This window comes from Glycomyces halotolerans (assembly GCF_054779575.1).
The window spans coordinates 37366-58312 of record NZ_BAAGXZ010000016.1; the positions used below are offsets into that span (position 1 = coordinate 37366).

General features: G+C 67.1%; 21 protein-coding genes and 2 pseudogenes. 15 read left to right on the forward strand and 8 right to left on the reverse strand.

What is annotated here, in order from left to right; all coding sequences use genetic code 11:
• Window positions 1–37 precede the first annotated feature (37 nt).
• From ACYVL2_RS13900 to ACYVL2_RS13915, 4 genes and pseudogenes are all read left to right on the forward strand, one after another.
• Window positions 38–412 (forward strand): annotated as a pseudogene (locus ACYVL2_RS13900) (DUF2064 domain-containing protein); the annotation flags it as partial.
• Window positions 413–601: 189 nt separating this feature from the next.
• Window positions 602–1267 carry a glycosyltransferase family 2 protein gene (locus ACYVL2_RS13905; protein ID WP_460544407.1) on the forward strand — a complete coding sequence of 222 codons (666 nt, stop codon included), beginning with the start codon at window positions 602–604 and terminating at the stop codon, window positions 1265–1267.
• A gap of 25 nt (window positions 1268–1292) precedes the next feature.
• Window positions 1293–2069, forward strand: a complete 777-nt coding sequence (locus ACYVL2_RS13910) for an MTAP family purine nucleoside phosphorylase (RefSeq protein ID WP_460544409.1) — start codon at window positions 1293–1295, stop codon at window positions 2067–2069.
• Window positions 2070–2381: 312 nt separating this feature from the next.
• Window positions 2382–2888, forward strand: a complete 507-nt coding sequence (locus ACYVL2_RS13915) for a helix-turn-helix transcriptional regulator (RefSeq protein WP_460544288.1) — start codon at window positions 2382–2384, stop codon at window positions 2886–2888.
• 149 nt (window positions 2889–3037) lie between these two features.
• Here the strand turns inward: ACYVL2_RS13915 and ACYVL2_RS13920 are convergent, their stop codons facing one another.
• Complete coding sequence (locus ACYVL2_RS13920; protein ID WP_460544290.1) at window positions 3038–4012, reverse strand: DUF2867 domain-containing protein; 975 nt, start codon at window positions 4010–4012, stop codon at window positions 3038–3040.
• 56 nt (window positions 4013–4068) lie between these two features.
• Between ACYVL2_RS13920 and ACYVL2_RS13925 the strand changes: the two genes are divergently transcribed.
• A complete protein-coding gene (locus ACYVL2_RS13925; protein WP_460544292.1) occupies window positions 4069–4662 on the forward strand; it encodes a TetR/AcrR family transcriptional regulator in 594 nt (197 codons plus the stop codon).
• 146 nt (window positions 4663–4808) lie between these two features.
• Here the strand turns inward: ACYVL2_RS13925 and ACYVL2_RS13930 are convergent, their stop codons facing one another.
• Window positions 4809–5573 carry a transposase gene (locus ACYVL2_RS13930; RefSeq protein WP_460544294.1) on the reverse strand — a complete coding sequence of 255 codons (765 nt, stop codon included), beginning with the start codon at window positions 5571–5573 and terminating at the stop codon, window positions 4809–4811.
• A gap of 445 nt (window positions 5574–6018) precedes the next feature.
• Here ACYVL2_RS13930 and ACYVL2_RS13935 point away from each other — a divergent pair, with 445 nt between their 5' ends.
• Both ACYVL2_RS13935 and ACYVL2_RS13940 read left to right on the forward strand, forming a co-directional pair.
• The gene (locus ACYVL2_RS13935) at window positions 6019–7065 is read left to right on the forward strand and encodes an IS701 family transposase (RefSeq protein WP_460544411.1); all 1047 of its coding nucleotides are present in this window, start codon (window positions 6019–6021) and stop codon (window positions 7063–7065) included.
• Window positions 7066–7420: 355 nt separating this feature from the next.
• Window positions 7421–8437, forward strand: a complete 1017-nt coding sequence (locus ACYVL2_RS13940; RefSeq protein WP_460544296.1) for a Rossmann-fold NAD(P)-binding domain-containing protein — start codon at window positions 7421–7423, stop codon at window positions 8435–8437.
• On the opposite strand, the gene ACYVL2_RS13945 is transcribed toward ACYVL2_RS13940, so the two are convergent.
• A complete protein-coding gene (locus ACYVL2_RS13945; protein ID WP_460544297.1) occupies window positions 8434–9828 on the reverse strand; it encodes a helix-turn-helix domain-containing protein in 1395 nt (464 codons plus the stop codon). The two genes, ACYVL2_RS13940 and ACYVL2_RS13945, sit on opposite strands and share 4 nt — an antisense overlap.
• 183 nt (window positions 9829–10011) lie before the next feature.
• On the opposite strand from ACYVL2_RS13945, the gene ACYVL2_RS13950 reads away from it, so the two are divergent.
• From ACYVL2_RS13950 to ACYVL2_RS13960, 3 genes are read left to right on the forward strand one after another with little or no spacing between them, the layout of a single operon-like run.
• On the forward strand, window positions 10012–11127 hold the full coding sequence (locus ACYVL2_RS13950; protein ID WP_460544299.1) for a radical SAM protein: 1116 nt from the start codon (window positions 10012–10014) through the stop codon (window positions 11125–11127).
• On the forward strand, window positions 11124–11732 hold the full coding sequence (tmk, locus tag ACYVL2_RS13955) for a dTMP kinase (RefSeq protein WP_460544301.1): 609 nt from the start codon (window positions 11124–11126) through the stop codon (window positions 11730–11732). Before ACYVL2_RS13950 ends, tmk begins: the two co-directional genes overlap by 4 nt.
• The gene (locus tag ACYVL2_RS13960) at window positions 11729–12520 is read left to right on the forward strand and encodes an endonuclease/exonuclease/phosphatase family protein (RefSeq protein WP_460544303.1); all 792 of its coding nucleotides are present in this window, start codon (window positions 11729–11731) and stop codon (window positions 12518–12520) included. The genes tmk and ACYVL2_RS13960 overlap by 4 nt, the downstream gene beginning before the upstream one ends.
• Here the strand turns inward: ACYVL2_RS13960 and cyaB are convergent.
• On the reverse strand, window positions 12517–13065 hold the full coding sequence (gene cyaB / locus ACYVL2_RS13965) for a class IV adenylate cyclase (protein ID WP_460544305.1): 549 nt from the start codon (window positions 13063–13065) through the stop codon (window positions 12517–12519). The genes ACYVL2_RS13960 and cyaB overlap by 4 nt on opposite strands.
• A 371-nt stretch (window positions 13066–13436) precedes the next feature.
• A complete protein-coding gene (locus ACYVL2_RS13970) occupies window positions 13437–13652 on the reverse strand; it encodes a hypothetical protein (protein WP_460544307.1) in 216 nt (71 codons plus the stop codon).
• A gap of 71 nt (window positions 13653–13723) precedes the next feature.
• Between ACYVL2_RS13970 and ACYVL2_RS13975 the strand changes: the two genes are divergently transcribed.
• From ACYVL2_RS13975 to ACYVL2_RS13995, 5 genes and pseudogenes are all read left to right on the forward strand, one after another.
• Entirely contained in the window at window positions 13724–13963 is a 240-nt protein-coding gene (locus tag ACYVL2_RS13975) for a hypothetical protein (RefSeq protein WP_460544308.1), read from the forward strand.
• A gap of 388 nt (window positions 13964–14351) precedes the next feature.
• Window positions 14352–14693: a hypothetical protein gene (locus ACYVL2_RS13980; RefSeq protein WP_460544310.1), complete on the forward strand. Its 342-nt coding sequence runs from the start codon at window positions 14352–14354 to the stop codon at window positions 14691–14693.
• 298 nt (window positions 14694–14991) lie between these two features.
• Window positions 14992–15323: pseudogene (locus ACYVL2_RS13985) on the forward strand (integrase core domain-containing protein); the annotation flags it as partial.
• Between the two features lie 816 nt (window positions 15324–16139).
• Window positions 16140–16907, forward strand: a complete 768-nt coding sequence (locus tag ACYVL2_RS13990; protein WP_460544312.1) for a hypothetical protein — start codon at window positions 16140–16142, stop codon at window positions 16905–16907.
• A gap of 10 nt (window positions 16908–16917) precedes the next feature.
• Window positions 16918–17385 (forward strand): hypothetical protein, encoded by a 468-nt coding sequence (locus ACYVL2_RS13995; protein ID WP_460544314.1) that lies wholly within the window; start codon window positions 16918–16920, stop codon window positions 17383–17385.
• 516 nt (window positions 17386–17901) lie between these two features.
• Here ACYVL2_RS13995 and ACYVL2_RS14000 read toward each other — a convergent pair.
• From ACYVL2_RS14000 to ACYVL2_RS14010, 3 genes are read right to left on the reverse strand one after another with little or no spacing between them, the layout of a single operon-like run.
• Window positions 17902–18903, reverse strand: a complete 1002-nt coding sequence (locus ACYVL2_RS14000; RefSeq protein WP_460544316.1) for a sugar phosphate isomerase/epimerase family protein — start codon at window positions 18901–18903, stop codon at window positions 17902–17904.
• Entirely contained in the window at window positions 18896–19738 is an 843-nt protein-coding gene (locus ACYVL2_RS14005; protein WP_460544318.1) for a sugar phosphate isomerase/epimerase family protein, read from the reverse strand. Before ACYVL2_RS14005 ends, ACYVL2_RS14000 begins: the two co-directional genes overlap by 8 nt.
• Window positions 19738–20937: a type 1 periplasmic-binding domain-containing protein gene (locus tag ACYVL2_RS14010; protein ID WP_460544320.1), complete on the reverse strand. Its 1200-nt coding sequence runs from the start codon at window positions 20935–20937 to the stop codon at window positions 19738–19740. The genes ACYVL2_RS14005 and ACYVL2_RS14010 overlap by 1 nt, the downstream gene beginning before the upstream one ends.
• Window positions 20938–20947: the final 10 nt, after the last annotated feature.

Consider the following 20947-nt stretch of genomic DNA (forward strand, 5'->3'; position numbering starts at 1 on the left):
GGTTCCCGGGCGGTCGAAGACGCGCCTGACTTCGGCGATGTCCGCTGTGGATGCCGCGCGGGTCGCCGAGGCGGCGCTGGCCGACACGCTCGAGGCGGTCGCCGCGTGCGGGGCTGACCGGAAACTGCTGGTATTGGACGGTGAGCCGGGGCCGTGGCTGCCGGAGGGCTTCGAAGTCGTCGGCCAGGTCGAGGGTTCGTTCAATGAGCGGCTCGCGGCCGCCTGGGCGCACGTGGACGGGCCGGGGCTGCAGATCGGCATGGACACACCACAGGTGACGCCCGAGCTGCTCGACGACTGCCTGGAGACGGTGGCGGGCGGCGGGTACGAGGCCGCGCTCGGGCTGGCCGAGGACGGCGGCTGGTGGGCGATCGGGTTCGCCGGGGCCCGTCCCGAGGCGTTCGCCGGCGTGCCGATGAGCCGGAGCGACACGGGGTTGCTGCAGCAGAAGCGGCTGCACGCCATGGGTTTGACGGTCGCAGAGCTGCCGGTGCTTCGCGATCTCGACGAGCCGGAGGACGCGCTGGCGATCGCGGCGCTCGCTTCGGGATCGAGGACGGCGCGGATCACCGAGGAGGTGCTCGGCTCGAGGGCGTCGCGGGTGGACGTGGTGCTGCCGGTGCTCGATGAGCGGGAGGCGATCCCGTGGGTGCTGGAGCGGATGCCGGAGGGATATCGGCCGATCGTGGTCGACAACGGCTCGACCGACGGCTCGGCCGAAGTGGCCGCGGCGCTCGGCGCCGAGGTGGTGTCGGAGTCCCGGCGCGGTTTCGGTGCGGCCTGCTACGCCGGGCTGGCGGCCTCGAGCGCGCCGGTGGTGTGCTTCATGGACTGCGACGCGTCGCTCGATCCGGCGGACCTGCCGTCGGTGTGCGGGCCGGTGATGCGCGGCGAGGCCGATCTGGTGCTGGGTGCGCGGCGGGCCGAGGCCGGCGCGCTGCCACTGCACGGCCGGGCCGCCAACCGTTACCTGGCGCGGCAGGTGCGCCGCCTGTGCGGGGCCCGCGTCAGCGACATCGGTCCGATGCGGGCGGTCCGCCGCGAGGCGCTGCTGGAGCTCGGCGTGACCGACCGCCGTTCGGGCTGGCCGCTGGAGATGGTGCTGCGCGCCGGGCAGGACGGCTGGCGGATAGCCGAGCTGCCGGTCCCCTATCGGCCCAGGGTCGGGAAGAGCAAGGTGACCGGGACGGTCGCCGGGACGTTGCGGGCGGTCAAGGACATGCGGGCCCAGCTGGCCAGGGCCCGGGACGCCGCGAGGCATCGATGATGAGGAGCAGGACGTGAACGACCAGATGGAGCCGTGGGCCGATGTGGGCGTGTTCGGCGGCACGGGTTTCTACGAGCTGGCCGAGGCCACCGAGACGTTCGATATCGAGACGCATTGGGGCGCGCCGAGTGCGCCGGTGACGATAGCGACGTTCGAGGAAGAGGAAGAGGAGCGGTCGGTGCGCGTGGCGTTCCTGCCGCGCCACGGGGTCGACCACCGGTACCCGCCGCACCGGGTGAACTACCGGGCCAATGTGGAGGCGATGCGGCTGCTGGGAGTGAGGTGGTTGATCTCCCCGTTCGCGGCCGGTTCGCTGCGGCCGGAGATCGAGCCGGGGCAGTTCGTAGTGTGCGACCAGATCGTCGACCGCACCTGGGGCCGGGCGTCGACGTTCCACGACCGGTTCGAGGACGGGCCGGTCCATGTGCCGTTCGCCGAGCCGTACGATCCGCGGCTGCGTCAGATCGTGCTGGAGGCGGCCGAGGAGGTCGACGTGGTGGCACGCGACGGCGGGACGGTCGTGGTGATCAACGGGCCGAGGTTCTCCAGCCGGGCTGAGTCGGAGTGGCACCGCGCGGCCGGCTGGCACGTGGTGAACATGACGCAGGCGCCGGAGGCGGCGCTGGCGATGGAGGCCGGGATTCCGTTCGCGGGGATCGCGCTGGTCACCGACTATGATGCGGGGCTCAAGGAGGACCCTGGGGTTGAGCCGGTGACGCAGGAGGCGGTGTTCGCGGTGTTCGAGGAGAACCTCGGCAACGTGCGAAAGCTCATCGAGACCGCGATCCCGAAGCTGGATTGAGCCGGTTCGAAAGCCATCGCCGTGGGCAGGGGCCGGGTGTGTGGATGGCCCGGGTGGTTCGGCGGCGATGGCGGGGTAGGAGGGTGTCCGGGGTCGGTCTTCGGGCCTCGGGTGGTGCAAGGCGCGCTGCGAACCAGGTGACGACCTCCGGTCGACCGGCAGGACGCAGCGATATGTGGCACTGGTGGACAAGCGAAGCCCTTCTGGCGCAACAACGTTGTGTGGTACTCCATTGCTCACCAGAGCGCTTTGTCGCACCTCGAGGTATCTCATCACCGACAGTCACAGAAGCCATGCCGGGAAAGGCTCACTGTGACTCCCGACAGGTTCTTCTCGCTCCTCCTTGCGCTGCAGTCTCGGCCGGAGACCACCGTCGCCGCGATCGCCAAGGAGACCGGAACCTCGGTCCGGGCAGTCCTGCGGGACCTGCGCTGGCTGCAGGATGCGGGCTTTACGCTGCTGACCCGCCGCGGCCGCTCCGGCGGTGTCTTCCTGCTACCCGGCTACTCGCTCGACGTAACACGCCCGACACCGGGCGATCGCGACCATTTGGCGATGACCGGGCTCGATGCCAAGCAGCGGCAGCGCCTCGGGATCGAGGAGACCAGTAGCCGCGCACTGCACAAGGTCGCCAGCGCGCGCCCGGCGGAGGATCTGCTGCCCCTCGGCGACCTGGTCGTCAGCGACAATCGGCCCTGGTTCGGCCGCGAGTGCGGAGGTACGCCGCCCGCCGAGTTCATCGGCAACCTGCGGCGCGGGGTGCGCCTCCGGATCGTCTACGGGAGCCGATTCTTGCTAAGTGAGCCCACTAAGGATTGACATGTACCGGCGACGCTGCGTGCTCGCAATCTTGAAGACGTACGGCAACTGCTGATGCCCGCGGACACGGTGACCGGCCTCGACCCGCCCGAGGCCCGCGCGCGGATCAAGGAACTGGCATCGCAGATCATCGAGCACTACTAACGAGGTCAAAGGGCTCGCTCTCGGACGACAGCTTCGGAGACGAAAACCCGGTGGGCGCGCGCGAGCATGGACCGGACGACTATCGGATGCAGCAGGCCGACCGGCACCAGGTAGAGGCGGCCTCGGCGCCGCTTCGCGCGCGCGATCGATGTGACGGTGACCGCGTCCTCGGTGACGTGCACCGACACGCGGAAATCAAGGTGGTCGGCGTCGGTGCCGAGCAGTACTTCGTCATCCGTGCGCTCCAACGTCGTGAAGGCGGATCCGTCGTCGCGCTCGATGCCGATGAGGCCGACGAGCGCCTGCCGCAGAGCCAGGAGCGCGCCGACCCAGCGGGGAGGCCGATTGAAGACCGCTTCGGCCCAGGCCTGCGGGTCGTCGGGGAGGCGCCGGTGGTGGGGAACGGCGTAGGCGTCGACCAGGTCGGTTCGATCCCTGCCGCCGTACCGGGAGATCGTCCGGTGGGCCAGGTTCGCGCCCGCCGGGATCGGGGCCTCGCGGGGACGTGCCGCCTCCGCGCGCTGCATCAGCCGGGTCAGGGGTGACCATCGGGCTGGATCGCGGACGGTGCCGGTGGCCTCGCGTTCCGCGTTGTCGAGCAGGTCCTCGAGGACGGCGTCGTGCCCGCGGATCAAGAGTGGTTGCACGAGCCGCATGAGGCCGCGCGTGCGGCAGGCCAACACGTGCTCGACCCTCGTGCCCTCGCCCGAGGGGGTGACGGTGAGCTCATGGTTCCCGTCGAGACCACAGGCCGGGTCGAACGTGAAGCGCACGCGGCGGCCGGGTTCGTACTCGGTGACGCGGTAGCGGATCGAGCCGTGCCCGCCGGAGGCGCCGACCCCGAGCGGGCGGTCGAGCCTCATCGGGGTCCACGCGGGCGCGGGCCACAGGCGGTCGTCGTGCCCGCCGAGCCCGGACAAGAGCACGGCCACGGAGTCGACGGGAGCGTCGATCTCGCGGACATGGACGTTGTGGATCATCCCGCACCTCAGCAGTTTCCATACGCGACCGCACGGCCACGTCCATACGATACCGTATGGCGGTGGTTCGGCAACATGGAAAGGCCCGTCTGCGGGCGGAAGACTGGGCGGCGGCCGCGCTGCGCGCCGTCGAATCCGGCGGTCTCGAAGCCGTCGCCGTCGAGCGGCTCGCGAGGGAACTCGGGGCGACGAAGGGCAGCTTCTACTGGCACTTCGCAAACCGGCAGGCGCTCGTCGAGGCCGCGATGGGCCGATGGGAGCAGGAGCAGACCGACGCGGTGATCGACGCGATGCAACGCATCGAGAGTCCGGCCCAGCGCCTCAACGAGTTGCTCGCCGCCGTCCTCGATCACCGGGTCGATCCGCTCGAGGTGGCGCTGTTCGCCGCCGTGCAGGATCCTGTCGTGGGCGACACCGTCGCGCGCGTGACCCGGCGCCGGATCGACTACGTCGCGTCGCTGTATCGCGCGACCGGCATGAGCGAGGACACGGCCTACAGTTCCGCCGTGACGGCCGTCGCGGCGTATCTCGGACATATGCAGCTCGCGCATGCGACACCCGGGGCACTTCCGACCGGAGACCGCTGGGCGGCACACCGCGACAGGGTCCGTGAGATGCTCGTCGACCGCCCGGTCGCGGACGCGACCTGACCCCCGGCCTCAACCGAACTGATTCAAATCGGGATCTCTGCGGCTGGATGGCAATCCGAAGATATTTCCTCGCCCAAGCCTAAGGGCTGTCCCGTTATTGGTTGTGAGGGTCGCTGATCGCGGTGGTGTTCGCGGTTCAGTTCGAGTCAGGCGGTGCGAGCGAGATTGTGGAGGCGGGCGATGCCGCTCATCGCGATCGCGACGCCTTCGCCTTGGAGGCGGCAGTCTCGGAGAATCTTCCAGGTCTTCATCCGCGCGAAGGCGTGTTCGACGCGGGCCCTGACCTGCCGGTGTGAGGCGTTGTGCGCCTCCTTCCAATCCGGCAGGTCCTCGCCGGGCCGGCGGCGGTGCGGGATGATCGCACTGGTGGCGATATAGCCACCATCGCCGATGACGTCGTGGTTGCGGCAGGCGTGCTCGGCCCCGGACTCGCCGAAGGCTTTGCAGTCGTTCCGGTTCCCCGGCAGCGGTGTACCCAGGGCCACCACGAGCTGGGTGTCGGCGTCGATGACGACCTGGTGGTTGGTCGAGTATCGATAGTTTTTGGACGGCGCGCTGACCGACCGGTCCCGGGTGGGCACCAGAGTGCCGTCGACGATCAGCACGGTGCCGGGCGCGAACCGCTTGCGCGGGCGCAGGGCCAGCTTCGGTCCCAGGTCGTCGATGATGCGGTCGGCCGCCGACTTCGAAACGCCGAACAGGGGCGCGAGCTGGCGCAACGTGAGGTTGGTCCGCCAGTACGCGGCCACCAGCAGGACTCGATCGGCCAGCGGCAGGCTCCAGGGCCGGCCCCGACGCGGCGCGTCCGCGCCTTCGCGCGCGACCTGGCGCACCAGCTTGGCGAACACCCGGGGACGCAGCCCCGAGAACGGCTCGATCCAGCGCTCCTCAGACGCCGACACCACACCCACCCGGACATCCTAAACCGTTGGACCACAACAAATTACGGGACATCCTTTAGTACGGCGGCGGAAGTTTGCTGTGTGATCGTCGGTGAGGGACGCTGGGTGATCTGATCTGTTGGGACGCAGGGGCTCCGACCGATGATGAACGCGACTGCCGGTCCATGCTTCTCGTTGTGACGCAAGAAAAACGAACGACGGCAGCCGCCGCTGTGAGCATAGTCCGCGAAGCGACCGCCGAGCTGCCGGGTGCGTGCGCTGACCGATTCGCTCCCATCGAGTCCCGGCGCTTGGCTGCCGACGCCGTGGCCGGACTCCAGGCCGACCTTCCTGAGAAGAACTGCTGGACCATCGCCAAGAACGCCGGACACGGCGACCCGAGGCGGCTCCAACACTTCTTCGCCGACGGCGCCTGGGACGAGGGCGGGATCGGCGAACACGTCGCCGAGGCCGCCTGGGAGCAGATCGCCGACGCCCCCAGCGTGTCCTCGTCTTCGACGAGACCGGAGACCTCAAGAAAGGCCAGGACACGGTGGGGGTCCAGCGCCAGTACACCAGCACCGCCGGCAGAACCGAGAACACGCAGGTGACAGTCTTCGCCGCCTGGGCCACGCCGGGTCGGCGACTGCTGGTCGACTTCGAGCTCTACTTGCCGGCCTCGTGGACGGACGATCCCGATCGACTCGAGCGGGCCGGGGTCCCCGACTCGGTCACCGTCGCCACCAAGATTGAGCAGGCCGGGAAGATCCTGGACCGCCGCATCGAGACCGGTCAGGTCCCGACCGCCCCGGCCGGCGACGCCGTCTACGGCCGCAGCGGTCCGCTGCGCTTTCGATCCGAAGCGCTCGGTATCGCCTATGTACTCGAGGTCGGCAAGGACAAGCAGGTCAGACCCGACCAAGCGTTGCCGGCCGAACGTGTCGACACCCTGGCCGAGGCCATCCCCACCCGGAACTGGTCAGACCGGAGCGCAGGAGCCGGATCGCGGGGCCAACGCGTCTACGCCTGGGGCTACCTCGCGCTCGACTCGACCGACTGCGAGGGCACACGCGGCCTGCTGATGCGATGGAACCGCCGCACGAACGCATACGCCTACTACCTGACTTATCTGCCCGATGGCGGCACGAACCTGGCCCGGCTGATCCGCATCGCCGGGCTCCGCTGGCCGATCGAGACCACATTCCAGGACACAAAGGGCCGCTTCGGACTCGACCAGCACCAGATGCACACCTGGACCTCCGTGCGCCGCTGGATCACCCTGGCCCTGCTGGCCGCGACCGCCAACGCCATCGGCCACCAGCGAGCCCGCACCGCCGGATCCCGCATGACCCTGACCGGCCTGGCCCGCCTCTACGGCGAGATCACCCGAGCCCGCCACGACCAGGACTTCCACGACCACTGGACAGAATGGATATCCGACCACAACGAACAAGCCCGCCGATCCCACTACACCCGCCGCCACGACTACTGTCCGTCATCAAACAAACTTCTGCCGCCGTAATAGTGCATCGAGCCTCACTCACTGAGTGTCTGGGGTGATCATGCCTCGGCATCGAGGACAGCCGATTTCCTTCGCGGCTTGCCTGGATCACGTTGTGTCGTTGGGGGTCTCCATTTAGGTTCACTGCGCAGAGTGAGGCGAGCGGCGGACGCTCCCGAGGACCAACTACCAGTACGCCCAGATCGTCACCACCACAGACTCGCAGGAAGCGGGTTGCCGGCAACCCGGCTTACCTCGGCTGGACCGCCGAGGTAGCTCGGCGCGCGAGCTAGAAAACCGAGACGATATCGGTGGTCAGCCGTCGGAGAAACAGTGCCGATATAAATATCGCCGAGGCGAGGAGCACAATAAGCCTGTGCGTGTTCTTGTCCTCGGCGGTACCCGGTTTCTTGGTAAGGCGCTCGTTGACCTGGCTGTCGGCCGGGGCTGGGAGGTCGCTGCGTTCAACCGAGGCGTCTCGGGTGAGGATGTGCCGGGTGTGCGCCCTGTACGGGGCGACCGGACGCGCCGGGAAGATCTCGACCGCTTGGCCCGCCTGGGACCATGGGATGTGGTAGTCGATGTAGCCGGTGTGATTCCCGCACAGGTCCGCGACGCCGCCCGCGTGTTGGGGCCCGTGAGCGATCGGTACGTATTCGTATCGACGGTCAGCGCCTACCGAGACTGGCCGGCGTACTCGGTGGATGAGCGCTCACCACTGCACGACGGGGATCCCGACGCCGCTCCTGACGGGTGGAGCTGGGGCGCGGGGGTTTATGGTCCGCTGAAGGCCGGAGCGGAGAGCGCGGCCCGCCGGGAGGTGGGTGAACGCAATCTGATTATCGTGCGGCCGAGCGTGATCCTCGGCCCGCATGAATACAGTTCCCGCCTGACCTGGTGGCTGAAGCGCATCGCATCAGGCGGAAGATTCGTGGCCCCGGGGGCCCCAGAGCGGCGAATTCAGCCTATCGACGTCCGTGACGTCGCGGCGTTCGTATGGGACCAGGTGGCCGACGAAGGCGCGGGGACGTTCAATATCGCGGCGCCGATCGGGCGCGACACCTTCGGCGGCCTGATCAGAGCCTGCATCGCCGCCACCGGCTCCAATGCCACGCCGGAATGGATCCCCGACGACGACCTCGACAAGGCTGGTATCCGGCAGTGGACCCAACTCCCCCTATGGCGCACAGCGCCCGGGACATGGAACGTGGACACCAGCCTTGCGTTGCGGCATGGCCTCCGGTGCCGCCCCCTGGAGGAGACGGTTACCGACACCTGGCGATGGCTGCACAACGGCGGCCGGCCGTATGAGGACCCGCGCGCGGCGAAGCACGGCCTGAGCGCCGAGGTCGAACAGCAGCTCCTTGACGGTTTGAACGCTGGTCCTGATTAAGGACTCGTATTGAGATCGCCCACTCGAGCGGGCAGCGACCGAAGTCGGAAGTCTTCGATCTGGGCGCGCACTTCCCTGACTTCGCGCGCATTCTGCAATTCTGGGGTGTCGAGTCGGCAACGGATGGTGCTCAACCGTCGTGTGAGCCTTGATGTCCTCAGCTCGGGCGGCACCGACAGCGCTGGGGCGAGGACGTCGGGGACGGCTTCGGCATCGCCGTCGATGATATGCGCTGCGGCCAGCTCCATGCGGGCGCCGTAGGCGACGGCGAAACGGCGTTCAGATCGTGGCGTCTCCTCGTAGAAGCGGAGCGCGAAGGTCGCGTGCTCGGCGGCGCTTCGACCGTCGCCGATCGCGACATAGACAGCGGCACTGCACAGGGCCAGACGGGAGCGGCTGAAGTCGAGCTCGCCGGGGAGCGATGTTCCGTCTTCCTCGATGGTCTCATGTGCGCGGTCGAGGGACCGGATCGCGTTGTCCTTCTCTCCCATGAGTGATCGAGCCCGCGCGGCGATCGCGTGAAGGCGCGCGGCGGTGTGGCCGGTGGCGGTACGGAGGCCGTCCAGGGCGTATTCGAGCCCGGACTGCGGATCGTTGTCCCAGAAGGACAGGGTTGCCTGGACGCTGCGGACCCATTCTCGATGCTCCGGTTGGCCGGAGAAGTCGGCATACACGTACGCTGCCTGCGAGTACTCCACTGCTGCTTCTGTAAGCCCGAGGTCGAATGCCGTGGTAGCCGCGAGACCGCAGCTTTGCGCGGCGACACGGAGTAGGCGGCTGGTGGTCGCTGGGCGGCTTGAATTCTCAAGGGCTCTGCAGGCTAGCTGCCGGCTGTTCTCCAGCGATCGCAGCAAGACCAGGGGAGCTGTGGTGGCGTAGTTGTAGGCGTGGCGTTGGGCTTCGGCTTCGAGTTGCTCGACCAGGACTGGCGGGATGTCCCTCATTGCCAGTGCTGCGGCGTGGTCACGAGCGCCCATTGGAAGATTGAGCTTGATAGTCTGCGCGGCACTCGGCTGCACAATGCCCGTCGTGGGGGTGGATTCGGCTTTGCGCTCGTAATTCGGGTCCCATGCGGCGAGGTCAGCGGGGGTCTTTCGCCGGTTGACGGCTTGTTGGCGCTGGTAGGCACGATGTTGCGCTTGGAGTTCGTCATAGGTGTCGAGCAGTTCACCACCGGCTTCGAGCAACTGGTCTACGGTCTCCCAGAAGCTTCTGGGAGGAACCTGCTTGCCTCGCTCGGTGTTGGCGATGCTGGAGCGGGTGTAACCGATTACGTCGTCGGCGAACTTTTCTTGGGTGTAGTGCGGCCCCTTGGCGCGACGAAAGTGCGCGAGCTGGGAGCCGAGTGCTTGCTTCATCTCCGCGAGCTTCTGCGGAGTCAACACCGTCATGTATAGCCCCCAACGAGTTGACAGTGAATTGTCAGTCCTTGTCCGCATTCCTTGCCGACATGCAAGTCAGCAGGTTGTGCTGGGTTTGTCACCGCTCCCTGACCGCTGGGTGTCGGTGTCGTCACAGTCACCATACCGCTGACACCCTCGCCGTGCCAGACGGCAAACTCGTTGGGAGGACCAGTGAAACGCTCACTGATCGTCGATACTCAGGCTTCGTCATGCTACTTCCGCACTTCGATCGAGGGCGACGGCCGCAAGGCGCTCGTGCAGATCACAGAACGGTGCAATCTCCACTGCGCTCACTGCTTCGTCAGTAGCGGCGACTGGGGCGACCATATGGCGCTCGATGACATCGTCGGCAAGGTCATCCCCCGGCTCAAGACCGCTCGGGTGCAGCGGCTGACGCTGACCGGCGGCGAGCCCTGGTCGCACCCGGACTTCCTGGCCATCTGCCGAGCCGTCACCGGCGCCGGTCTCCCGCTCGGCATCTGCACCAATGCCACCCAGGCCATTGCCGAGGACATTCAGGAGCTGGCCGGACTCGGTGATGTCCACATCAATGTCTCATTCGACGGGTTCCGGCGCGAGTCCCACGGCCGGTTCCGGGGGAACAAGGACTCGTTCGCCACCACGGTCGCCACTACCCGCGCCTTCGCCGAAGCCGGACTTTTGCAGGGGCTGCTGTCGACGCCCAACATGTTCACCGAACCGGGCGAGTTCGCAGATCTGTGTGCCTTCGCCGCGGAGCTGGGTGCGAAGTACGTGCTGATGAATCCGCTGTCGAGTTTCGGCCGCGGCGTGAAGTCCAAGGGCAAGCTCGCCGCCGACGCCGAACGGATGCGCGCCATCCGCGAAGTGACCGAACGGTTCGATACTCCCGACCTCGAGATCGTTCGCATCCGCTTTCCCAACGACGATCTCCCACTCGGCGGGTGCGACGCCGGCAAGCTCATCTACGTCTTCGCCGACGGTCTGACCGCAGTCTGCCCCTACCTGGTCTTCGCCGCACGCACTCCTGCCTCCCAGCACGACGACGGTGAATTCCTGGTCGGTAACATCCTGCAGGAGCACGTCGCCGCCCCGCTCGACGACTACGACTTCCACGCCCGCTACACCGTCGGCGCCAACAGCACGTGCCGATCATGCTCGATGAACGGCGCCTGCGGCAAGGGCTGCCCGGCGGCGGTGGTCACCAATGGCGGCCGCATCGGTGAGGTCGACCTCGAGCAGTGCCCGGTGACGCCAGGCCCCGGCGCCGAGGGCAAGACGGTGCTGCCGCTGCAGGTGATCCGATGAGTGGTCGGTTCATAGTCATCGAAGGCCCCAACGGCGTCGGCAAGACCACCACCGCCGCCCTGGTGGCCCAGCAGCTTCAAGGCCGAGCCCGTCCAGTCCACATCACGACCGAGCCGACCAACAGTTCCCTCGGGCGGCTCCTGCGCGGGGCCGAGGACGCTTTTGGTGGGCGTGCGATGGCACTGGCCCTGGCCGCCGACCGGGCCCATCACATCGAACACGAGATCGTTCCCCACCTCGATGCCGGCCTCGACGTCATCTGCGACCGCTACTTGCCCTCATCGCTGGTGCTGCAGCGCATCGACGGCGTCGAGGTCGATGAGATCCTGACCTATAACCAGTTCGTGCTCCAGCCTGACCTGTGCGTGTATCTGGAGCACGATCCCGCGATCATCGCCGAGCGACTTGCCACGCGGCTGCGGCTCTCACGTCTCGAGGAGACCGGGGGCCCGGCCGCGGAGCTTGGCCTCTATCGAGAGGCGTTCACCGCGCTCGACCGCCAGCAATGGCACCAAGTACGGATAGACTGCCGCGGCGCGAACCCGGCGGCGGTGGCCGCGCAAGTCGTCGTCGCCATCGAAGACCGTCAGGAGGCCATGCAGTGATCACCGTGCTCACAGTCAACATCGGCGCGGCCGCTGCTGACCGGGCCGAACGCCTCGCCGCCTGGCTCGCCGACCGCGACGACGACGCGATCTTGCTGACCGAGACCAGCAACGGTCCAGGAACCGCCCTGATCCTCAACCGATACCGGCGCGCCGGCTGGCGCGTCATCGCGCAACCTGATCCGGCCGGGGACCGCGGTGCCGCACTCCTGACGCGCCTCGCGCCGAGCGAAACGCCAGTGCCGCGACTCGAGGCCAACCTGCCGCACCGACTGGCCCTCTGTGGCGTGGCCACCGACCCACCGGCGATCCTTGCCAGCGTGTACGTGCCCAGTCGCGACGCCTCGGCCGTCAAGGTCGACAAGAAGCGCCAGTTCCTGGCCTCCCTGCTCAGTTCGATCAACGCGCTCGCCACCGAGGACCGGGCACGCCTACTCCTTGGCGGCGACTACAACGTCCTCGCCCGCGACCACCAGCCCCGATACCAAGGGTTCCTGGACTTCGAATACGCCGTCCTCGAATCGCTCGGCGACATGCGCCTGGCCGACACCGCCGCCCTGGACGAACGCGATCATTCCTGGATCGGACGCACCGGCTCGGGATACCGCTACGACTACGTCCATGCCGGTGCCGCGCTCATTAAGGCTAAGGAGCGATGCCGGTACCTGCATGAGACGCGAGAGCTGCAACTGACCGACCACGCCGCACTCGAAGTCACGTTCAACGTCGACGCCAAGCGTTTGGACGTCACCTCTCTGGAGGAGCCGGAGGCACCGACGCTGTTCTAGTGGCGCTCGGCCTCCGCGCGCAGCAGCGAATCATAGGTGTCAGTCACGCGCTCCAGGGGAACACCGAGGCGGCTGATCTGCTTATCGAGCGATGCCTGAGCTTCGACGCCGTCCCGTTGGTCGTCCACCAAAAGCTCGGCCTCGAGGAACACACCGAGCCGGTCCACCTTGTCCAGACACAGCTCGAGTTCGCCCCACCGGCCACGGCGGCGTCGCTTGCGAATCCGCACGGTCGGCCGGTAGCCCATCGACCGCAAGGCCGCATCCATCTGTTCACGGTCTTCAATGCCTGTCTCGTACTCGAGGCAGGCCATCTCGTTGTCCTTGACGACCTTCAGCGTGAACACGTGACGGCCCTCCTGGGTGCGGAGTCTGGCGAACCGGGCTCCGACCTTCGACTGGCCATAGTCCCACCCCGGCTCGGCATACGCCTGATCGTCCTGCTCCACTTCGCCGCTCCACGCAACCCCCATGGCAGCCAGAGTGTCCGCTGTGAACGCTGCATCGCCGTCCTTGACCTGGTACTTCACTTCAACTTCCTGCACTGCAAGAGCATAACGACCGGTATCAAGACGCCTGGGACCGGCGAACGGTCGGAATGTCAGCGGATTGTCAGTACGTGTCGCTATCGCTTGCCGACACTTGAGCGTTGCGGGTTAGCTGTCAGTCACCGCCGGCCCACGAACCGGCACACGGCCTGATCGAGGGCCATGACCATCGCGCGGGCGCCTCGCCGCAAACCGAGACGCCCGCCCACCGAACAGAAGAGACGGAGTCTTCTGCAATGGCATGTCCAAGCCTACGAGCCGCCAACGGCACACAGCCAGGCCCACGCGAAAGCAGGGCCGGCAACATGCCGTCCACCGAGTCTGCGAACAGCACACCGCGAAAGCGGGGCCGCATCGCCAACGGCATCCTACGAGCGGCCATAGCCCGGCGATTCCGTCGCGGGCGCACCGTCTTCCGACTGAAATGCGATCAAGGCAACCAGCGGGTGCACGTCACCGCGACCATCGCTGGCCAGACCGGCCTGGTGGCCTCCATCAGCTATCGAGACGGTGCCTTGCGCACCGACTTCGGAAGGCCGAAGGAACCGGTCTGGACGACCGTCGGCGTCGACGTCATCTTGCACGCTCGCGCATTGTGGCGGACACATTTCAGCGCGCCTTCAGAGGAATCGTCAAGCTGTTCCGGAGTTGCGCCATGCATCTAGGCAACCTCAACTGGCGCGGCAGAAGCATCACTGTCACCGTCCACACCCATCCGGAGAAAGGGACCGAACTCGTGCACCTGCGCGACCACAGCGTCCCCGAACCCACCCTCGCAGTGCTCGAAACCGGCGTATTCACCTGCAATGGGGCGCTGGTCGGCGACGAGGACAAGGCGGAGCTTCGCCACACCCTCGACGCGTTCTTGTCCGACCTGCCGGCGGAATCGACATGAGCCCGGCACAAGTCCTGCAAGTCCTTGAATCACGGCAGCGCCCCGAGTGGGACGCGGACCCTCCAGCGGACTACCCCCGACGACCACTCTCCTGGTACCGACAGCGGGCGCTAGAGCGACAGAGCGAGCGTTGGGGAGACGTCGTGGGCCCGTTGCCCTACCCGCCCCGGAAAGCTGACCCTCCCCCACGGGCCGCCACCAGCCGAGTTCACTGAACGGCGGCCCTCGTTCCGCCCGCCGGATCTCCCCAGGAGTCCGGCGGCCGGATACCCGGCCTCGGGTGGGCGAGGCCGGGGCAAAACTCCCGGTCTCGCTCTGATCCACGGCGAGACCGGGGCACAACTCCTCCCTTCCCATTCAGGGGCACCGTCCGGGAGGAGGGAGCGCTGTGACCGTGAGTCCACGGCGGGCCCGGCCGAAGTTTCCCACCAGCGGCCGGGCCACCCCGCACCCCTACGACACCACCCAGGACATGACCCCTACGCAGATACTCGTCCTCTCCCTCGGCCTCATCGCCCTGTGGCTCGCCGCCGTCGCCTACTCACGTCACCGATGGCCATATCTCGGCTGCCGCGCCTGCGGAGGCACCGGCAAGAAGTTCGAATGGATCGTCTTCACATGGGCGTGCTTCCGCCTCCGGCGAGCCTGGCGCGCCTGCGACACCTGCCACGGCAGCGCAAGACGAGAGCGACCGCGGGGACTAGCTCTGCCTCGCCTGTTCAGCAAATAGGCCGACAAACGTCGGACAGGCGACGCTAAACGACCGAAGTGCGCTCCATTGGGGAACACGAGTTCGACGATATCGCGCCAAAGAGGCTCTTGAGCAAGCTTGCCCGACACGCTGCGTCGCAAGTCCGAAGCGACACGAAAGTCGTGCCCGCATCTTCGCTTACAGTTCCATTCCAGTACAAAAATCCTTAAACTATTGTACAGTTCTAACATAATGCGTTGAATTTCCTGCGCAGATTCGGTGAATCGTGTGGTGCCTAACGCTCCCATTTAGGAACGCCGTTCAGGCGTGGATTGACCTGTCCGACGAAACCAAGGAGACGGCCACCGGCTTCATGGCCCGAGCCCTCGACCACTTCGAGCGGATCGGAGTCACCGTCGAGCGCATCCTGACCGACAACGGCATCAAGCACAAGCGGACCCGGCCTTACCGGCCCCAGACCAACGGGAAAGTCGAACGCTTCCACCGCACCCCGACCGAAGAATGGGCCTACGCCGGCCCGTACCGGTGCGAACGCGAGCGACGCGACGCCCTCCCGGCCCGGCTCCACTGGTATAACCACCACCGCGGCCACACCGCACTCGTGGGGAACCACCCGCCACCCGCGTACACAACCTCACGGGGCAATACATACGACCTGATCGGCGCCAAGTGGAGCGACCACGACGCCGGTGCGCTCCACCGTGTCCTGGCCCGTCCAGCGCGGGCTCGACAGCACGAATACGAACTGCCCCGATACGGCCTCGACCCGACCACCGTCGAAGCAGCCTTCGGCAACTACGGCCGATGGTCCACCCTGCCGCGCCCCAAGACGAGCCATCGCCGAGCCGACGACCAACCACTCCGGCACGACCGCGCCGAGTACGGAGAACCGAAATGACGACCGATCACCTTCGCTCCATCGACGAGGCAGATCCTCCGACGCTTCAGCCCGCGCGGCGGTCTGCCGCTCGTGCTTGAACGCACGTCGCACGACGAACGCGGACTGCTCTCGGAGCTCCCGTCGCGCTGGGGCGGCCTACGGAACACTTCCACGTCTGTGGAGAGCACAGCCGTCCGCACGGCGCTGCACCGCACTGGCGCGGAACACCTCCACGTCCGTGGAGAGCACGCGCATGCTGTCGAAGTTGGGTCGCTCAATCCCGGAACACCTCCACGGACGTGGAGGTGTAACCCGGGATATGCCAGATCCGGGCCGCAGCGGTGTCGTGGATTGAGCCGCGGTTCGCTCCGGAGTGCCACAGCAGGCACCTCGGGCATCGGCGAACGGCCTGGAGGGAATGCCTTGCCCCTATGTTTGCCGGAGAAGAAGGGACAGTCGAGCTGGTAGCAGTTGATGAAGTCGAGCGTGTCGGCGTCGACGGCGTCGTGGCAAGCTCTTAGTCGACTTCGCTAGCCTCAACCTCATCGCTCCCGTCCCCGGCCAGAGGAGCCCCTTTGTCGCTGTTGAGCGAGCTGATCGCGCAGCTCCGGGCACTGATCGACCAGAATCACCAGATTCAAGGCGCCGTTCGGGCTGCAGGCGAAGAACTACAGCAGGCGCTAGAGCAAGTCCAAGCCACGACCATCGGGTCAGACAACGACCTTGTCGCCGAGCTCATCGGTCACTGGCAATCGGGCCTCGAAAAGCTCCACGAAGCCCAGTCGCTCCTGGCGGCCGGAGACGAACAAATGGAGAACTATATCGGGCTGCTCCTCGGCGAAGGGCAAGCCGCGGCCACGAGTAGCGACCGAAGTGGCCGTAAGCCACCTGGGCGAACTCCAGCGGGAATCGCTTCGTCAGGCGGGCCCGATCCGATCAAGGGCCCGGCCGGCTCGACGCCTCCGACCAAGGTTGGCAAGCGTCACCTGGTCGGTAGCATCAAGCTCAACAGCCCGGCCAAGGAGAAGAACACCATCGTCCTGCCCACCGTCGACACCGATGCCGACATCGCCGCTATCAAGAACGGTAGTTCACGCTGGCTGGGGAATAATCTGTACGAGGTGAACGGGCGTGTCTATGGGATCGAGACCCCGTCGGGAACGGTCTACCCGGTCGGGGGCGAAGGGCTGGTCGAGATGAACAAGCTGGAGTTCACTGCGTTCAAGGGCCTATTGGCCTATGGCGGCGACCGCAATGCGGCCGAGCGCGACCCGAAGATCGCCAGGTTTCACCGCCACATGACCGACCAGGACTGGGATCGCGCCCGGCGGGTGTACGAGCAGGCGCGTTGAGGAGGACGACATGCATGACTACACGGTGACTTTCATCGAACCGGTCGACCTCCGCAGGCTCGCCCAAGCCGTCAGCGCGGCGTTCGTCATCCCCATCGAGCAGATCGAGATTTGGGACGGTAGCGACTTCGCCACCCCGGTAACCGAGCCGGTCATCGCGCAAGTCGCCCCAGGCTCCGGCCCCGGGGCGTACGCCGAATTCGTAGGTTTCGACGCCTTCGCCGAGCACACTGGCAATCCTGACCGTCTCGCGGTCGCTATCGAACTGGTCGAGCAGATCAAGAAGCGAGCCGTCCTAGCCCCCGAGGCCGCCGAGGATTTCCTCTGGACGCTGGTCACGGCCGACGGCAGCCACGGCAGCATCGTCGTCGACAGCGACAAACTCGACGACGGCGTCATCGAAATTGTTGGAGCGGCGGAGCACATCCAAGGCGCACCAGAACTCCCAGTCATAGGCCTGGGATCATACGAAACTTGAGGAGTTAGAGGACTGGTCGTCAAGTCCATCAAACTGGACGCTCAGGTTACGCCCTGACGCCAGGTGCTTCGAATGCCGCGATGGAAGGCTGGGGAGCTCGTCGTCTTTGTCGCGGGAGTCGGACTGTTGACCGCGGACGACCTCGGTGAGCGGCCCTCAACGATCGCTTTCGTGCTATTCGTCTCCGCGTCCCCATTACTAGCGGCGATAGATGCGGTTTGCCACCGTTTACCGTTCGTCTTCACTCACTGTGTTTCTCGTGGGCCAGGACCTCGAGCGTGTCAGCAACCCCAGCGGCAGCACCGCCGCCGGGGCTCACAGGTGAATGCGACTCGGCACACGAACCAATCCCCTTTTTAGACCGCTCCCGTCGCCAATGGACCGCAGCCAGGCACCATCCGAGACGCGACAACCGACCCCATCCGACCCACTATCTCGTCGTCGCCATGCCGCCCGCGCCAACGACAGGGCCGCAGCCCACTTCATCGCCGCTCAGGTACAGGCAAAGCGACAGCCCTAGTCGGAGGCGAAGGCGGCGTCGAAGGATGCCTCGGGCGGGTCGAAGTTCAGTTCGCGGACGTGGCGGACCGCTTCGGCCGCTCCGCGCAGGCGGTCCATCCCGGCGTCCTCCCATTCGATCGAGATCGGGCCGTCGTAGCCGATCGCGCCGAGGACTCGGAAGCAGTCCTCCCACGGGACGTCTCCGTGGCCGGTGGACACGAAGTCCCAGCCGCGCCTCGGGTCGCCCCACGGTAGATGCGAGGACAGGCGACCGTTCCTGCCGTCGAAGCGCTGGCGGGTGTCCTTGCAGTCGACGTGGTAGATCCGGTCGCGGAAGTCCCACAGGAACGCGGCCGGGTCGATGCCCTGCCAGACCATGTGGCTCGGGTCCCAGTTCAGTCCGAAGGCGCTTCGGTGCCCTACCGCCTCCAGGGCCAGTGTGGTCGACCAGTAGTCGTAGGCGATCTCGGAGGGGTGGACCTCGTGCGCGAAGCGGGCGCCGACCTCGTCGAACACGTCGAGGATCGGGTTCCAGCGGTCGGCGAAGTCGGCGTAGCCGGCTTCGATGGTCGAGGCGGGCACGGGCGGGAACATGGCGACGTACTTCCAGATCGCCGAGCCGGTGAACCCGACGACGGTGTCGACGCCGAGCTTCGCGGCGGCCCGGGCGGTCGTCTTCATCTCCTCGGCGGCCCGCCGCCTGACCCCTTCGGGATCGCCGTCGCCCCACACGTGGTCCGGGACGATCGCCTGGTGCCGTTCGTCGATCGGGTCGTCGCAGACGGCCTGGCCCACCAGGTGGTTGGAGATCGCCCACAATCCCAGGCCGTGGTCGGCGAGGATCGCTCGGCGTTCGGCTGCGTAGTCGTCGTCCTCGGCGGCGCGGCGGACGTCGAGGTGGTCGCCCCAGCAGGCGACCTCGAGTCCGTCGTATCCCCACTCGGAGGCGCGGCGGCACAGCTCCTCGAACGGCATGTCGGCCCACTGCCCGGTGAACAGGGTGATCGGTCTAGGCATCGTGCAGGCTCCTCAGGAATCTCAGGCCGTCGACGGCGATGGCGTCCTGCGTGGGCGCCAGCGGTCGCCAGATCGAGGCGGCGGTCGCGATGGTGTCGTTGTGCGCGGTGAACGACTCGATCACCAGGGGGCCGGAGTACCCGCTGTCATCGAGCGCATCCATGATCCCCGGCCAGTCGAGGTGGTCGCGCCCGGGCGCGCCGCGGTCGTTGGCGCAGACCTGGACGTGGCCGATGCGTCCGGCGGCGCGTCTGATCGCGGCGGGGATGTCGGTCTCCTCGATGTTCTGGTGGTACACGTCCAGGGCCAGCGCGCACCCCGGCAGGCCGTCGAGCGCCTCGAGCGCCTGGTCGACCGTGTTGATCACGCTGGTCTCGTAGCGGTTGAGCGGTTCGACCGCGACGGTGACGCCGCGATCGGCGGCGTACTCCCCCACCGGGGCCAGGTGCCGGCGCAGCTGCCGGTAGGCGGCGGCGCGGTCGTCGATCCTCCAGGTCCGGCCGACCGAGGCGTAGGCCGGTCCGGCGATGACGTTCGAGCCCACCGCCTGCGCGGCGTCGACGACGCCGCGCAGGTAGGCCTGGGTCTCGGCCACGGTCTGGTCCGGTGCGTTGACCAGTTCGCGGCCGGGACCCATGACCAATACCACTGTGGTGTCCAGGCCGAGCTCGCCGAGGAGGTCGGCGGCCCGGCCCGGGTCCCAATCGCCGAGGTGCTCGACGGGGAGCTCGATCGTGTCGAACCCCCAGTCGCGCACGCCCGGAGCTATGCGGGCCAGGGCCTCGTCGTCGAGCGGCGAGGCCCAGACCCAGGTGTTGACGCCGATCGGCCGCATCAGCGGTCTCGCCAGGCGTCGGGGTAGCCGGGCAGGTCCTCGCCTCCGAACTTGGCGTAGTGCAGCGAGGGCATGTCGGCGTTGCGTTCGAGGTAGTCGTCCAGTTCGGCCTCGGTGATCGGTTCCTGCGGCAGGACCCATTCGGCGGGGACCTGCTCGCCGGCGAGGATCATCGTGGCGGCCAGGACCGGGGTGCGCCACTGGAAGTTCGAGTAGACCGGGGCGATGGCGGTCATGCCGGTCTCCTTCCATTTGCGCATGAACGACAGCTCATCCTCGCCGGCCATGACCGGGTAGGGCTGGCCGGCGTCCTCGAACGCCTCGATCGCGGCTACGGCGCCGTCGCCGGCGTCCATCCAGATGCCGTCGACGTCGCCTCGCTGGAGGTACTGGGTGACGATGTTCTTGATCTCGGCGGCGTCGCCGCCGGTGAACTCGTCGCCGAGGATCTCCAGTTCGGAGTCGCCGAAGATCTGCTGCGCTGCGGCCCAGCGGTGCTCGAGGACGTCGACGCCGGGCAGGATGCGCAGCGCCAGGACCGTCGAGCCCGGTTCGAGCTCGTCGACGAGGAACTCGGCGGCGTCGGCGCCGTAGGCGTAGCCGCCGATCGGGTGGATGAAGGTGACCGCGCAGTCGGTGTTGACGCCGCGGTCGAACACGATCACCGGGATGCCGGAGTCGCAGGCGGTCTGCACGGCGGGCGTGAGCGTGGCCGTGGTCGACGGCGAGATGATGAGCGCGTCGCAGTCTCCGGAGTCGACGAAGGCCTGGATGTCGGAGATCTGCTGGTCGTCGTCATCGGCGGCGTCCGAGTGGCGGAACTCCCCGATCTGGCCGGAGTCCTGGAGGACCTGCACCTGCTGCTGCATGGTGATCCAGCCGGTGACGCGCCACGGGTTGGAGACCGAGGCGTTGGAGAAGCAGACGGTGTGGTCGCCGCCTTCCTGGGCGAACTCGGCGGTGTCGACCCATTCCGGTTCGATCGCCTGCAGCCACGGCTCCGACGGGTCGCCTTCGGGTTCGATCTCGCGCTGTTCGAGCTGGCGTTCGTAGTCGGCCTGGACGAACCATTCGTCGCCTCCGGATTCGCCGGTGGTCTGTTCGTCCTCGGGTTCTGGGATCTCGTCGGTGGTGCAGGCCGTCGCCAGCAGTAGCCCGAAGACGGCCGCTGAAGCGAGTGCGAGTCGCGTGGTTTGCATGGTTCGGAAC

What these genes read in the sequence shown, in the direction of transcription:
- ACYVL2_RS13910 (WP_460544409.1), top strand. Translation starts at nt 1,293, where the DNA reads ATGGAGCCGTGGGCCGATGTGGGCGTGTTCGGCGGCACGGGTTTCTAC.
- ACYVL2_RS13920 (WP_460544290.1), bottom strand. Translation starts at nt 4,012, where the DNA reads ATGATCCACAACGTCCATGTCCGCGAGATCGACGCTCCCGTCGACTCC.
- ACYVL2_RS13925 (WP_460544292.1), top strand. Translation starts at nt 4,069, where the DNA reads ATGGCGGTGGTTCGGCAACATGGAAAGGCCCGTCTGCGGGCGGAAGAC.
- ACYVL2_RS13945 (WP_460544297.1), bottom strand. Translation starts at nt 9,828, where the DNA reads ATGACGGTGTTGACTCCGCAGAAGCTCGCGGAGATGAAGCAAGCACTC.
- tmk (WP_460544301.1), top strand. Translation starts at nt 11,124, where the DNA reads ATGAGTGGTCGGTTCATAGTCATCGAAGGCCCCAACGGCGTCGGCAAG.
- ACYVL2_RS13975 (WP_460544308.1), top strand. Translation starts at nt 13,724, where the DNA reads ATGCATCTAGGCAACCTCAACTGGCGCGGCAGAAGCATCACTGTCACC.
- ACYVL2_RS13995 (WP_460544314.1), top strand. Translation starts at nt 16,918, where the DNA reads ATGCATGACTACACGGTGACTTTCATCGAACCGGTCGACCTCCGCAGG.
- ACYVL2_RS14000 (WP_460544316.1), bottom strand. Translation starts at nt 18,903, where the DNA reads ATGCCTAGACCGATCACCCTGTTCACCGGGCAGTGGGCCGACATGCCG.
- ACYVL2_RS14005 (WP_460544318.1), bottom strand. Translation starts at nt 19,738, where the DNA reads ATGCGGCCGATCGGCGTCAACACCTGGGTCTGGGCCTCGCCGCTCGAC.
- ACYVL2_RS14010 (WP_460544320.1), bottom strand. Translation starts at nt 20,937, where the DNA reads ATGCAAACCACGCGACTCGCACTCGCTTCAGCGGCCGTCTTCGGGCTA.